We start from the raw sequence: 13,021 nt of genomic DNA, 5'->3' as shown, positions 1-13,021 counted from the left end.
TTTTATACTCCTTATTGATTACTACCTTTAGTCTTGGGTGTGTTCGGTAAAGCACCGGATCCACCCTTGTCACTATCCTTACCGTCGGATTTTTTGCTACCGTCTTTTGTCGACTTGTCTCTACCGTCCTTATTGTCCTTACTATCTTTTTCTCCGGAGCTGACAGGCCGTTCGGGTACGAATGTCACATCCGAAGCCAGAGAGTTATTGGTCATGCCTATAAGCTTTTGTGCTTCTATAGGATCATACACCCAATAATCCGCATTATCCAAGGCCTTGTCACTACGTATTGTCGACGACTCTCCCGGCAAGATATAAAAAGAAAAATCGGATACATTTGTACCGCCGAAAGCGTATACCAACTTAGCCATATCCTTAGTAGAAATATCGGAATCGACACTCGTCCAGAAGCGATAAATCTCCACTGCATTGGTCAATCCGTAATGTTTTAATTGTTCCGTCAAAAACAGCTTAATAAACCGCAGCTGTCTGCGTGCACGCGCCAAATCCCCATCACTGTCAAGATAGCGCATATAACCTAAGGCCTCGTCGCTGCTTAAATGTTGATATCCTTGAAATAAGTTAATGTCGGTCTGTCCCGCATTATCGGCATGATACATATTCTTTTCAACATACATATCCATACCGCCGTTCATATCCATGAGCTTACGAAACGATTCTTGTGTAAAAACAATGTGATTCTTAACAGATACATGAAACATATCTTCCACTACGGCCTGTAAAAGCGTCAACCCGCCTTCGCCATAGACGGAAGCCAAAGTCTGCGGTCCCTTTTCCTTTCGTCCTTCTATTTTCGTATTATCGGGAAGAACAATAAGATCTACATGGTGCTTATCTTTATTTACGGCTGCCAAGGCGACAAAATTGCATTGTTGAGGTTGTTCATCATCTACGCCTACAATAAGCGTATAGACGGGAATATCCGCTTCCGTTTGGGAGAAGGCATCCTTACCTGCCAAATTCTGTCCATTCGTACGCCAGGCAAATGCCAGACCCGCTACGACAAAAAAAAGGATAATCAAACCTAGGGCTTTACGTAAGAAAGTACTCTTCCTGCCTGCCGCTTTTCTTCTGCGCCTCGGCGAGTGGTCGCTTCGTTCTTTTTTTGTCATGTTTATACTCCGTCCGCTTTTTTCACTTCCGCCAACAAAGCGTTTCTGTTGGCAACCGTTCCCGTATAAATAGCTTTTTCCTGTTTAATTAAATAGTCCAGAGTCGTATCATATCCCTTTAAAACTGCCCGATCCAAGTCTATAAAGGCTATTTTTCTAAGCTCTTCCGCTTCGGGGAAATCACGATTCACTTCAATATAATCGGCAAGAAAAATAATTTTTTCCAAAGGGGACATTTCAATATGCCCCGTCGTATGGTAAGCAATGGCTCGAAGTACGTCATTGTCAAATATATTATACGTTAGTGAGGCGTAAGCTGCCGCCGCATATCCGTGCAACAATTCGGGACGTTGCATGACCTCGTCATCCAACGTGGAACCGTACAAGATACGTGCCGAATCCTGCATGCATTTCAAGCTTTCTTCCTTAGCGGCATCATGCAAAAGTCCCGCCAACTCCGCCTTCTCTTCATTCTGTCCGTAGTGATGTGCCAGCTTGACCGCCGCATCGGCAACGGCCAACACGTGCTTAAAGCGTTTAGCCGATAACCTTTGTTTCATATCTTCTACAATCTTTTCACGCAGCTTTTTATTCACTGTACATCCTCTTCTCTTTTATATAAGTATATACTTTTTCAGGCACCATATAACGTACGGATTTGCCGTTTCGAATGCGATTGCGTATATCCGTAGACGATATGTCTATTGCCGGGACAGGTAAGAGTTCAATATTCTTTCCCCTCTTTTTAAACGAAGCGACAACTTCTTCGGCCTTTTGTATTCCTCCGGGTCTGACAGCCCCTATGAAGCGGCATAAGGTTAAAATCTGTTCCGGTTGATACCACAGGGGAAGACTCGCTACTGCGTCGGTTCCTGAAATAAAATACAGCTCCCAATCATCTCCGTACAGCTCTTTTAAGGCCCTTAAAGTGCTTACCGTATACGACATGCCCTTTTGCCGTATTTCCATATCACTTACCGAAAAATAAGGATTGGACTCTACGGCCAATTCTACCATACGCAATCGCTCCTCAGCCGGAGCTGCTTCCACTTCTTTGTTGGGCGTAATATATGAAGGAATGAAAACCACCTTTTCCAAGGCAAATTTTTCTCTCGCTTCTTCCGCTATGATCAGATGTCCCATATGTATGGGATTAAACGTACCTCCCATAAGGCCTATACGTCTTTTAACCGTCATACAAATAGATGCCTCCCCAGAGAAAGAATACGACTATCCCCATCATGAGCAGGAATAGAGCATAATGCTTGTATTCATATTGCGTTTTCGGTGATGACGCGTACTGTCTTAATGTTCTTAGATATCCGCAAATAACCCGTATACCCATAATGACGGACTATGCCTTAATAAAATCGAACTTCGATTTTTCTTTTTTCTTTTTAAACAGCACTCCATAATGGCCGATAGTTTGTACCGTTTCCGCTCCCAGCATATCCGCCAAATCCGCCGTTACGTCCTTTATATCCAAGTCCGCATTGTTTAAAACATGAATTTTAATTAACTCTCTGGCGGTAAGAACGGCACGCGTACTATCAATAACCGGATCGGAAAGTCCGTCTTTACCGATTTGTACGACTGACGGCAAATGAGTCGCCATGGCCTTTAACGTACGTTTATCTTTTCCTGTCAGCATAGTATCTCCTTTATTGATGATATTCGAATTCTGTGGAATAAATACGAACCGTGTCGCCGTCTTCTATGCCGGCTTCCTTCAGCATTTTATCCAATTCCATATAACGCCAAATCCGTTGGAAACGACGAACGGATTGGTCATCATCGAAATTTGTCATGGCTACAAGGCGTTCAATACGCATACCCGTAATTACGAAGGCTCCGTCGTCATCACGCGAAACTTCAAAGTCAGCCTTCACTTCCGGCTTGTACAATACTTCTTCATCCGAATCGTCGGCTTCAGGCTCGTATTCACCGATTAAAGTCCAAACCCTTTCCAGCAATTCATGCAAGCCTTCACCGCTGACGGCACAAACGGGATATACCTCTATATCTTGTTCATTCATATATTTTTTTAAGCGTTTTAATTTTTCATCATCTTCTGTCAAAAGATCGATTTTATTAGCTGCTACAATTTGCTTTTTCTTCGCCAACTTTTCACTATACTTGGCCAATTCGGCATTAATCGTTTCAAAGTCTTCAACAGCGTCACGGCCTTCCGTTTCCGCTATATCCAATACATGAACCAGGACCTTCGTTCGTTCAACGTGCCGTAAGAAGTCATGTCCTAAACCGACACCTTCTCCGGCCCCTTCAATAAGCCCCGGAATGTCGGCCATAACAAAGGAGCGCTGATCTTCTAAATCGACAACGCCAAGGATAGGGTGTAAGGTTGTGAAATGATAGGCCGCCACTTCCGGTTGGGCTGCCGAAACCTTCCTTAAAATACTGGACTTACCTACGCTGGGATAACCTAAAAGGCCTACATCCGCCAATACTTTTAATTCCAAACGCAGCCACCGTTCTACACCGGGTTCTCCTTTTTCGGCAAAGGTCGGCGTTCTATTGGCACTGGTTCTAAAATGATAGTTACCTCTGCCGCCTCTACCTCCGGCCGCCACAATGACCTCTTGGCCGTCAAAGCTTAAGTCGGCCATCACTTTATCCGATGCTTCATCTTTAACGATAGTGCCGACAGGAACAGGAATAATCAAATCATCCGCATTGGCACCGTACTTATTACTGCCCGCCCCTTTACCGCCGGGTTTAGCCTTAAAAAGTCGACGATAGCGAAAATCGACAAGCGTATTTATATTGCGGTCCGCCACGAGGACAACATTGCCGCCTCGACCGCCATCACCGCCGTTAGGTCCGCCCTTGGGAACATACTTTTCATGACGAAAGCTGCTCATACCGTCGCCGCCCTTACCGGACTGGACAAAAATTCTTGCTCTGTCTATAAACATGGTACTCTCCTTATAAAAAAACGCGGTATACAGATATACCGCGTCCGAGTCTATCTGTTCTCCTGCATGGATTGAATCGTTTCCAGTGCTTTTTGCAACTGGTAATCCGTATTATCATTTGCCTCTAAGGGCACTACAACATCAGGTTCAATACCTGTTCCGTCTACTTCTCTTCCCGATGCCGTCTTGTACTTGGCAATAGTTACTTTAACGGCACTGTCATCATCTACGGGATATACAGCCTGTACCGTTCCTTTCCCGTACGTCTTCGTGCCGATAATCACGCCGGCATGAAGGTCTTGTACATCACCGGCCAAAATTTCCGAAGCACTGGCGGAATTTTCATTCACCAGTACGACTAAAGGTATTTTAACACCTGCAGCCTTTGTCGTAAACACTTGATCCTCATCGTTTCGTTGTGAAAAGGTTACAACCGTACTGCCTTCAGGCAATAAATAGTCGGCGACGCCGGCAGCCTGATCTACCAAACCGCCGGGATTATTGCGCACATCAACGATCAATCCCGTCATCCCATCTTCTTTCAAAGCCTTATAGGCTTCGGCAAACTCTTCCGCCGTCCCCGAACTGAAAGACGCTATGCGAATGTATCCTACTTTATTCTCCATCATGCGAGATGCTACGGTCTTAATGGTAATTTCTTTGCGAACAACGTCGAAATCTCGTTCTTCACCGTTACGCGAAACGGTTAAAGTGACATTCGTGCCTACGGGACCGCGAATCCGCTTGGAAATATCTTCAAGCTTCATACTGTCGACAGACTCACCGTTTACGGCTGTAATGATATCGCCCCGTTCCAAGCCGGCTGCCTCTGCGGGCATGCCTTCCATCAATCCGGCTACAAAGGGTTTCTTCTCATCCGTTTGAGAAAGATAGATGCCGATACCGCCGTAAGCCGCATTGGTAGATTCCGTAAACTCACGGAAATCATCGCCCCCCAAATAAAGCGTGTGTCTGTCATCCAAAGTGGCAACCAATCCTTCTAAAGCCCCGCTTAAAAGGCTCTTACCGTCCACGCCCGACACATAGTGGTTGTTAACAATCTGCGCAACTCTGATAATTTTAAACAGCCCTAAAGGATCACCGAGATAGGCATATGAGAGACTGCAGATAAGGACATTGGCCGTAAAAAACAGTGCCAATACAGAGGCAATAATTCTTAAAAGTACCTTTCTTACTTTCATTCCCCGTACCTCTTATAAATATCCCATGGGGTCAACCGGTTCCCCGCCCGAACGCACTTCAAAGTGTACATGAGGACCCGTCGAATTACCGGTAGAACCTGAATAAGCAATAATCTGCCCCTTGGACACACTCTGTCCGGGCGATACATTCAGCGATGAATTATGACCGTATACGGTAGATAATCCGTTACCGTGGTCAATAATGACGGCATAACCGTAACCGCCGAGCCAATCGGCGTCGACAACAACCCCTGAATCGGCCGCCGCTACGGGCGTACCTTCATCAACACCGATATCGATACCGGCATGTAGAATCTGTCTGCCGAAAATAGGATGATCTCTATAGCCGAAGGGCGATGTAATAGGGCCGCTTACAGGCCACATGAATACACCTGAACCGCTGACTGCCTGATAAGAGACGGCTCCGCCTCCACCCCCGCCCGCCGAGGATGCGGCAGCTCGTGCGGCCGCACGTTGTTGCAACATAGCCGTAATGGCATTGGAAGACGCTTGTAATTCAGCCAGAGCCGCTTCAGCCGTAGCCTTGTCATTTTGGGCCTGAGCCAATAAGACCTGTTGCTCCGCCTTGCGCTTTTCAATTTCATCCTTTTTGGCTGCCGATTGCGCCTGCAACTGTGCCTGACGTTCATGTTCTTTTTCCAATGTCGCCTTGGCTTCCGAGATTCGACTCTGTTCATCTCGGATGTTGGAAATTAAATCCATATCGGCCGCTATAATACGGCGCAACAATTCAACACGGTTGGCAAAGTCATTAAAGTCCTTGGCTCCGATAACTACATCCAGATAATTCAACTGACCGTGCATATAAATATCGCGAATACGCTTGCTGAGTACTCCCTGTCTGGATTCCAATTCTTTCTGCGCCTTATCCAACTCTTTTTGTGTATCGGCAATTTTCTTTTCCGTTGCCGTAATTGCCTGAGTAATGGATTTATATTCTTTCATAGCCGTATCAAGAGCGTCCTGAATGGCCCGCAGTCTTTCGGACACACTACCGATCGTAACTTCGGCAGCCCCTTTTTTCTGCTGTTGTTGTTCCATTTGACTCTGTACGTCAGAAAGCTGTCCTTGTAAGTCTTCATCTTCCGCAAAGGTCATAAAACAAGGCATGAGCAGGACAGCGGCAGCCAAGGCGGCCAATCTTTTTTTCGTAATAAGCGTATCTTTCATATAGTTACACCTTCATATACCGTTTTAATGAAATCGTACTGCCGATAGCACCGATAATCATACTGATGACGAGAAGCCCGCCTGCCAACTGATACATGAACGGGAAAAAGCTTACTAAGGGCAAGAACGCCAAGGATTCGTGAATTGATACGGTCACGAACTCATAGAATTGAAACAGGGCTATATCGGCAATGAGTCCGCCTATGAACCCGAGTAACAGACCCTCCAAGAGAAAAGGCCAACGAATAAACCAGTTCGTAGCACCCACATACTTCATAATACCGATTTCTTTACGGCGAGCAAATACGGTTAACCGAATGGTATTGGAAATAATAAACAAAGTCGCAAAAGCCAGGAACACGATGAGGACAACCCCGCCCCAACGGATGACATTGGCAATCTTAAATAACTGTTCAATAATGTCCTGACCGTAGTGAGTACTTTCTACACCCTTAATATCCTTCACTGAAACAGCTGCTGACTTAACCGACTCCGGATTGTTAAAGGTGATTTCGTACGATGTGGGTAACGGATTCTTACCTCCCAAGGCATCCAAAATACCCGGCTGGTCCTTCATACGTTCTTTCATTTTGTCCATGGCTTGGTCTTTGTTAGTAAAGGCAATTTCCTTTACATCCGGCAATTCCTTTAATTGTCGGCCTACAGCCATGACTTGATCCGTCGTCAAATCATCTTTCAAATATACGCTGAGTTCCACCTGATTTTCCAAGTTGTCCGCAAAATAATCGAGATTGGCAGCCAGCATAGAAAAGAGGCCTAAAATAAACAGTGCCAAAGCAACCGTTGCAATGGAAGCAATGGACATGAAGCTGTTTCTTCTAAAGGAAGTAAAGGCTTCGGCCATATAATAGTTCATGGTCCTAATTTTCATTACCGTAGCCCCCCTTCAATTCGTCACGTACAATACGACCGTTATCAATTTCAATAACGCGTTTATTCATTAAGTCAACCATTTGTTTGTCATGCGTTACCATAAGTACTGTCGTCCCCATATGATTGATTTTAGTGAATATATCCATAATTCCCTTGGATGTATCCGGGTCAAGATTTCCCGTCGGTTCATCGGCAATCAATAAGAGGGGTCTATTTACAATAGCCCGTGCAATAGCAACACGTTGCTGTTCACCGCCACTCAGGTTTTGCGGCAATTCATCGGCTTTACCCGATAAACCTACCAGATCGAGAACAGTCCTAACCCGTTCCTTCATAATACGGCGCGGTGTCTCAATAACTTCCATAGCAAAGGATACATTTTCCGCTGCCGTTTTATTCGGTAACAACCTGAAGTCCTGGAATACGATACCCATACTGCGTCGCAAATAAGGAACACGGCTCTTCTTAATGCGGTTCACTTCCGTTCCGTCAACAATAACGCTTCCCTTTGTAGGCAATTCTTCATGAGACAGCAACTTGATAAATGTCGATTTACCGGCGCCGCTGGCTCCGACAAGAAAAACAAATTCTCCCTTGTCGATGTGAATATTAATCTTATCCAAGGCAACCGATCCGTTGTCGTATACTTTCGATACTTCTTTAAAATCTATCATACATATACTCCTTTATGTGGCATTCTTCCATTGCCATTATACTCGGCAGGTCCGTAAAATACGAGAAACAAGGGAATTATTTTTATCTGAAAGAGTTCTCAGTTCCTGAATCCGCCGGCAAACGTCTTCGGAAAAACCGCCCTGTTCCAACATACATCCGGCGGCCTGTGTCAGTATTTCCGTCGTTAAAGATTCCATGGTGCAGCACACCTTAGCCCCTATATGAGCCATAAAACCGTCGATCTTAGGATCGTACGAAACAGCCGTTACGGGAACACCCGTTACGGCTGCAAATACTAATGCATGCAAGCGATTGGCAATAACCAGATTCGCACAGGCAATAAGACTCATGAACTCCTCAGTCCTATATTCGTCTGTCAAAACGACGGGCGAAGAATGCATAATCTTTGCAATACTCTCGGCAGTATAAACATCAGCCGCATATTGCATAGGGATGAAGACAACACGACATCCGTATTTATCTGCCAATCTATCGGCCCCTTCAGCCAGACTGCGTTTCCAGTCCTTGTCACCTTCCCAGTCACGAAAGGCTAAGGCTATAATCTTTTCGCCTTTTTGTACGCCATAAGATGCCAAAATCCGTTCACCTGCCCGAGTATCCGGAACAGGAACGGATAAAACCGCATCGGCAGTTACCTCGATATCTTCGGCATTAACACCCAATTCCGTCAAGGTATGCTTCGATTCTTCATCCCTTACGGTTATGGATGTCGCACGTGATACGGTAGAAGCCACGGCTCGGCGTGCCGCCTCTCCGTTTATAGGACCGATTCCTTGTCCGTACAACATAAGCGGCTTATGGAAATATAAGGCTATTTCCATAATTGCCAAGTAATAATACAGGCTACGAGAGCTTGTAACATTCTGTAATAAACTGCCACCGCCGCTTATAACCATAGTACAGTGCTTAATGGCCCTAATAACGGCATACGGGTTAAATCGATGAACGGCATACACTCCGTGATTACGCCTCGTACGGGCAGGATTTCCCGATATAACCGTAATCTCAACTTGCGGAGATGTCCTTTTAAGTGAGGCTATTAATGACGATAACATCGCTTCATCTCCGGCATTGGAAAAACCGTAATAACCGGAAATAACAATCTTATCGCTCATGACGAACCTGCTTTCCCAACCATGATGTTAAATATCCTATAAGGGCAATGCCTACAATAAGGCCTATACCGATAAGCGTCCCCGTTAACCAGCCGTTAACTCCGCGAATAAAGGACAGTATAAAGGGCGTACGAATATGGGCAAATGTTTCAACCATAGAGCCCACTCCGATGACGGAAGCAATAACCAGGAAAAAATGTAACAATTGCGGCCATTTCCTATAAATAGATGCCACCATGAGGAAAAATGCGGGGTGACCGATAAGAAATTCTTTTTCCCTAGGACGTGCAAACATGACATTTTCCAAGAAGCGGCGCATAGCCACTTCTATTCCCGGCACGGGAACTCCCGCCGTATGACCGCTACGACCGACAAAGATGTAAGCACACATAGCCAAAGCCCCGATAATAATCAAGGTCCCCATTCGTACAGGTACATCCAAAAACTTTCGTACAAACTCCTTACACGAATTTCCGTCAGCTACCTCTATCCCCAATAAGGGAAAGCGACGTAAATAAGCAAGAGCTGTCAACACTAAGGGCAAAACAAAAGTAAGTTTAACGCCTCTATAAAAATCGAATTCCATAAAGAAACGAATATCCCCCAATAAAGCGGCTATAAAGATGCCTCCTATAGCGGCAATCACAACAGCACAAGCCAAGCCGATTGTTCCGTCACGAATGACAGCCAAGTATGAAAGCTTCTTCTTTATTTCCCGCTTACTATATATATCCAAAAGTATCAATACGGCCGCTACGGGAGCACTGACGGCACAGCCGATTGCCAAAACTTGCAAAAAGAGAGGCCCTGATACGGCGTATTCACCTACAAAACCGGCGATAACCGCCAAAAGCGATAATATTCGATTTACTCTATCCGATAAAGGCACGATGAGATTCAACGTAAAAAGAATCCCCAATAAAGCACCGACAGAAATGATGGCGGATAAAAGTCGCTGCGGATAATACACGTCCATAATAGATGCCTTACCCAGCTTATATCCTCGTTCGGTTAACTTGGAGGAACTCAAGCCTACATAAGCAAAGGTTCTCGTCGTTCGGTCAGTGCCGTGTAAAGGTCGTTTATATACGGGATAAAGATTAACACGACAGTTGCGCTCCAAATCACTGATATAAAACCGCATGGCTCCTTCTTCTTCATCCAGTTTATCCAATTCATCTTTACTCATAGCATAAACACGCACTGTATCGTAATCAACGGCATCGGCAAGAGAGTACATTCCTTCCTGCTGATCATACTGGAGTTGATTGGCCGCTTCAATCATATAAAAGGGTAAATGTCGTTCCTTTAATTTATCGGCCGTATACTTCAACAAATCAGCCCGTATTTGAGTATCTGCCGTGTACCCCAGCACTTCTTTACCTACAAACATAATGCCCGTCACACCGTGAATCTTATCAACACGCTTAAAAAAGCGATCAATATCCGATTTATCGGGATTCATATAATTTGTAGGCCGTAAGATGACCCCGAACCCCTGTTGCGAAATGCGATTGGCATCAGCCGACAATATGCCCAGATTCACATCGCCTAAATCAGGCATTGCTCCCCGAAGACCCAAAATACGATAGGTCCCGTCGGAAAAATCACGAACTCGCGAATTTCCTAATCGGACCTGTAAATCTTCCTTCACTTCATCAAAATACGGATCAACTTCCGTCTTCTTTTTACCTACGACGTAATAATCAAAAGATGTATCCGTGGGAAGTTGCGGATAGTACAATTGTGCCGCTAAAGCCGTAAGCAGCGAAACATCGCCTCTTTGAGCCAACTTGTTCAATGTCGTATCGTATACGGCGAAACTGTTGATACCCGCATCCTTTGCCATTTGCATGACAGTCGCTTCATCATATCCGTCGTTCTTCGCCATACTGATTAACGATTCATAATCCATGGCCTGTTCGATAGTCATGTTCCGTTGCTCCACATCTATGCGAACCGCACATAAGCGAATAGCACAGATAAGTGCAATAACAACGGCTATTACCATATATATTTTGCCTTTTTTTCTCACTGCTTCCATCATGTCCACCTACTGCACCTGACCGTGAATAATTAAGAGGTTGTTTTTAATTTCCACTTTTTGAGGAACAATCCCGAAAGGGAAATTATCGAAGTCGAAAATATCAACAGCACCTATATTGTCCGTTCCGTAAGACTTCCCTGCACCTTCAATACCGATATGAGAAGGTGCAAACTTTAATCGTGTGCCGTCAATTACGAAATTGCCCGTAATATCCGTTGTTGCCGTAAAAATATTACCTAAACGAACTTTACCTTTGATATGAACGCTGTCATCTTCAAAGGTAACGACGGCATCTGAAATTTTATCCGTTCGTGATTGTAAATATGATTGTAAGTCGGATGATGAAATAACGGCTTGTACACTGCCCGTTTCGGCACTACCGATATATAACCGTTGCCCTGCTAAGGAATCCAGAGGATTAAAGCGAATGCCTGAAAGGGAACAATCAAAGGACTCAAACTTTAATTTACCCATGGCAAAAGGGCCGCTGTGAACATACACGGAATCCAAACGTCCGAGCATCATTTTAATACCCGGATCGACTTTGACGACTACGTCTTGCCTCGTTACATTCATCCGCCCGTTCAACGAACGATAAAGCCCTTCCTCCGCCGCCTCTTGCCCTTTAAGTTGCAAAGCGGTACATAATCCGGCCACTATGACAAGAAAGACAATCAGTTTTCTCATTATATCTCTTCCTTATGACCCGTCCGCCTGTTTTTCAAAAACTGCAAGTATCCCTCAATAAACATGTCTATGTTTCCGTCCATAACGGACTGGATATTGCTCGTTTCCACGCCGGTACGATGGTCTTTGACCAAGTTATACGGATGGAATACGTACGAACGAATCTGGCTGCCCCATTCAATAGACTGTTGGGTTCCCGTCAATTCGGCACGCAACTTTTCTTTTTTTTCTTCTTCCAATTCAAAGAGTTTGGCACGTAAATACTTCATGCACATTTCTCTATTTTGAATTTGAGAGCGTTCATTCTGACATTGAACGACTATCCCCGTAGGAATATGGGTCATGCGTACAGCCGAGCTCGTTTTGTTAACATGCTGCCCGCCGGCACCTGAAGCACGGAAATAGTCGACACGTACATCGTCCATATTTATTTCCACTTCCGCATCGTCCGGCAACTCGGGCATGACATCTACAGCCGTAAAAGACGTATGGCGACGGCCGTTTGTATCGAAAGGTGAAATGCGTACCAATCTGTGTACGCCTTTTTCAGATTTCAAATAACCGTATGCATTTTCACCTTCGACCGTAAAAGCACAACTCTTCGTACCCGCTTCATCACCCGGCTGATAATCTATCATACGAATAGTGTACCCGTGTTGTTCTGCCCATCGACTGTACATACGCACAATCATTTGCGTCCAATCCTGGGCTTCCGTTCCGCCTGCACCGGCATGAAAAGCCATGATGGCGTTACAAGAATCGTATTCTCCTGAAAGGAGCAAAAGAACTTCTCTTTTTTCCAATTCTTTGACCAATCGATAATATTGTCGCTCTATCTCGCCTGTAAATGAAGTATCTTCATCTTCAGCAGCCAAGTCGTATAATTCCGACAAATCGGCGGCCTCATTAACCAAGTCGTCATGTCCCTGCACCTCTTCTTTCAGCTTCGTAGCCTCTTGAGATACAGCCTTGGCCGTATCGGGGGAATTCCAAAAATCGGGATCACTCATACGCATATCCAAATCCTGAATGCGCTCCCGCTTTTTATCTAAGTTAAAGTGAATCCCCGATTTCCTGTATTCTGTTCTGTAAGTCTTCTATGGGCTTTCTCATTTCTTCC

At 45.0% G+C, this 13,021-nt stretch carries 13 protein-coding genes; all 13 read right to left on the bottom strand.

Annotated elements, in window-relative coordinates; genetic code table 11:
* Nucleotides 1-11 precede the first annotated feature (11 nt).
* Nucleotides 12-1,133 carry an LCP family protein gene (locus HMPREF9429_RS06310; RefSeq protein ID WP_006942483.1) on the bottom strand — a complete coding sequence of 374 codons (1,122 nt, stop codon included), beginning with the start codon at nucleotides 1,131-1,133 and terminating at the stop codon, nucleotides 12-14.
* A 2-nt stretch (nucleotides 1,134-1,135) separates the two neighbouring features.
* A complete protein-coding gene (gene yqeK / locus HMPREF9429_RS06305; protein WP_006942482.1) occupies nucleotides 1,136-1,729 on the bottom strand; it encodes a bis(5'-nucleosyl)-tetraphosphatase (symmetrical) YqeK in 594 nt (197 codons plus the stop codon).
* On the bottom strand, nucleotides 1,722-2,330 hold the full coding sequence (gene nadD, locus HMPREF9429_RS06300) for a nicotinate-nucleotide adenylyltransferase (RefSeq protein ID WP_006942481.1): 609 nt from the start codon (nucleotides 2,328-2,330) through the stop codon (nucleotides 1,722-1,724). Before nadD ends, yqeK begins: the two co-directional genes overlap by 8 nt.
* Nucleotides 2,331-2,487: 157 nt before the next feature.
* Entirely contained in the window at nucleotides 2,488-2,781 is a 294-nt protein-coding gene (locus tag HMPREF9429_RS06295; RefSeq protein ID WP_040774313.1) for a YhbY family RNA-binding protein, read from the bottom strand.
* 13 nt (nucleotides 2,782-2,794) lie between these two features.
* Nucleotides 2,795-4,069, bottom strand: coding sequence for a GTPase ObgE (gene obgE / locus HMPREF9429_RS06290; protein ID WP_006942479.1), 1,275 nt, complete (start codon nucleotides 4,067-4,069; stop codon nucleotides 2,795-2,797).
* A gap of 50 nt (nucleotides 4,070-4,119) precedes the next feature.
* Nucleotides 4,120-5,271 carry a S41 family peptidase gene (locus HMPREF9429_RS06285; RefSeq protein WP_006942478.1) on the bottom strand — a complete coding sequence of 384 codons (1,152 nt, stop codon included), beginning with the start codon at nucleotides 5,269-5,271 and terminating at the stop codon, nucleotides 4,120-4,122.
* A 12-nt stretch (nucleotides 5,272-5,283) separates the two neighbouring features.
* Nucleotides 5,284-6,462: a murein hydrolase activator EnvC family protein gene (locus HMPREF9429_RS06280; RefSeq protein WP_006942477.1), complete on the bottom strand. Its 1,179-nt coding sequence runs from the start codon at nucleotides 6,460-6,462 to the stop codon at nucleotides 5,284-5,286.
* A gap of 4 nt (nucleotides 6,463-6,466) precedes the next feature.
* Nucleotides 6,467-7,354 carry a permease-like cell division protein FtsX gene (gene ftsX, locus HMPREF9429_RS06275; protein WP_006942476.1) on the bottom strand — a complete coding sequence of 296 codons (888 nt, stop codon included), beginning with the start codon at nucleotides 7,352-7,354 and terminating at the stop codon, nucleotides 6,467-6,469.
* Complete coding sequence (gene ftsE / locus HMPREF9429_RS06270) at nucleotides 7,344-8,030, bottom strand: cell division ATP-binding protein FtsE (RefSeq protein ID WP_006942475.1); 687 nt, start codon at nucleotides 8,028-8,030, stop codon at nucleotides 7,344-7,346. Before ftsE ends, ftsX begins: the two co-directional genes overlap by 11 nt.
* Nucleotides 8,031-8,066: 36 nt before the next feature.
* On the bottom strand, nucleotides 8,067-9,167 hold the full coding sequence (gene csaB, locus HMPREF9429_RS06265) for a polysaccharide pyruvyl transferase CsaB (protein WP_006942474.1): 1,101 nt from the start codon (nucleotides 9,165-9,167) through the stop codon (nucleotides 8,067-8,069).
* Nucleotides 9,157-11,214 carry a DUF5693 family protein gene (locus HMPREF9429_RS06260; RefSeq protein ID WP_232216653.1) on the bottom strand — a complete coding sequence of 686 codons (2,058 nt, stop codon included), beginning with the start codon at nucleotides 11,212-11,214 and terminating at the stop codon, nucleotides 9,157-9,159. Before HMPREF9429_RS06260 ends, csaB begins: the two co-directional genes overlap by 11 nt.
* A 6-nt stretch (nucleotides 11,215-11,220) precedes the next feature.
* Nucleotides 11,221-11,901: an LmeA family phospholipid-binding protein gene (locus HMPREF9429_RS06255; RefSeq protein WP_006942472.1), complete on the bottom strand. Its 681-nt coding sequence runs from the start codon at nucleotides 11,899-11,901 to the stop codon at nucleotides 11,221-11,223.
* Nucleotides 11,901-13,014, bottom strand: a protein-coding gene (gene prfB, locus HMPREF9429_RS06250) for a peptide chain release factor 2 (protein ID WP_407080990.1) whose coding sequence is annotated in 2 segments (ribosomal slippage) — nucleotides 11,901-12,956 and nucleotides 12,958-13,014 — 1,113 coding nt in all. Because the reading frame shifts where the segments join, the coding sequence is not laid out codon by codon here. The genes HMPREF9429_RS06255 and prfB overlap by 1 nt, the downstream gene beginning before the upstream one ends.
* Nucleotides 13,015-13,021: the final 7 nt, after the last annotated feature.

This window comes from Megasphaera micronuciformis F0359 (assembly GCF_000165735.1).
GTDB classification, from domain to species: domain Bacteria; phylum Bacillota; class Negativicutes; order Veillonellales; family Megasphaeraceae; genus Megasphaera; species Megasphaera micronuciformis.
The sequence above is the reverse complement of the archived record's forward strand: the minus strand, read 5'-3'. Positions and strand labels throughout refer to the sequence as shown.

Bases quoted from the DNA above. Each gene is read 5' to 3' on its own strand.
- HMPREF9429_RS06310 (WP_006942483.1), bottom strand. From the start codon at position 1,133: ATGACAAAAAAAGAACGAAGCGACCACTCGCCGAGGCGCAGAAGAAAA.
- nadD (WP_006942481.1), bottom strand. From the start codon at position 2,330: ATGACGGTTAAAAGACGTATAGGCCTTATGGGAGGTACGTTTAATCCC.
- obgE (WP_006942479.1), bottom strand. From the start codon at position 4,069: ATGTTTATAGACAGAGCAAGAATTTTTGTCCAGTCCGGTAAGGGCGGC.
- HMPREF9429_RS06285 (WP_006942478.1), bottom strand. From the start codon at position 5,271: ATGAAAGTAAGAAAGGTACTTTTAAGAATTATTGCCTCTGTATTGGCA.
- HMPREF9429_RS06280 (WP_006942477.1), bottom strand. From the start codon at position 6,462: ATGAAAGATACGCTTATTACGAAAAAAAGATTGGCCGCCTTGGCTGCC.
- ftsX (WP_006942476.1), bottom strand. From the start codon at position 7,354: ATGAAAATTAGGACCATGAACTATTATATGGCCGAAGCCTTTACTTCC.
- ftsE (WP_006942475.1), bottom strand. From the start codon at position 8,030: ATGATAGATTTTAAAGAAGTATCGAAAGTATACGACAACGGATCGGTT.
- csaB (WP_006942474.1), bottom strand. From the start codon at position 9,167: ATGAGCGATAAGATTGTTATTTCCGGTTATTACGGTTTTTCCAATGCC.
- HMPREF9429_RS06260 (WP_232216653.1), bottom strand. From the start codon at position 11,214: ATGATGGAAGCAGTGAGAAAAAAAGGCAAAATATATATGGTAATAGCC.
- HMPREF9429_RS06255 (WP_006942472.1), bottom strand. From the start codon at position 11,901: ATGAGAAAACTGATTGTCTTTCTTGTCATAGTGGCCGGATTATGTACC.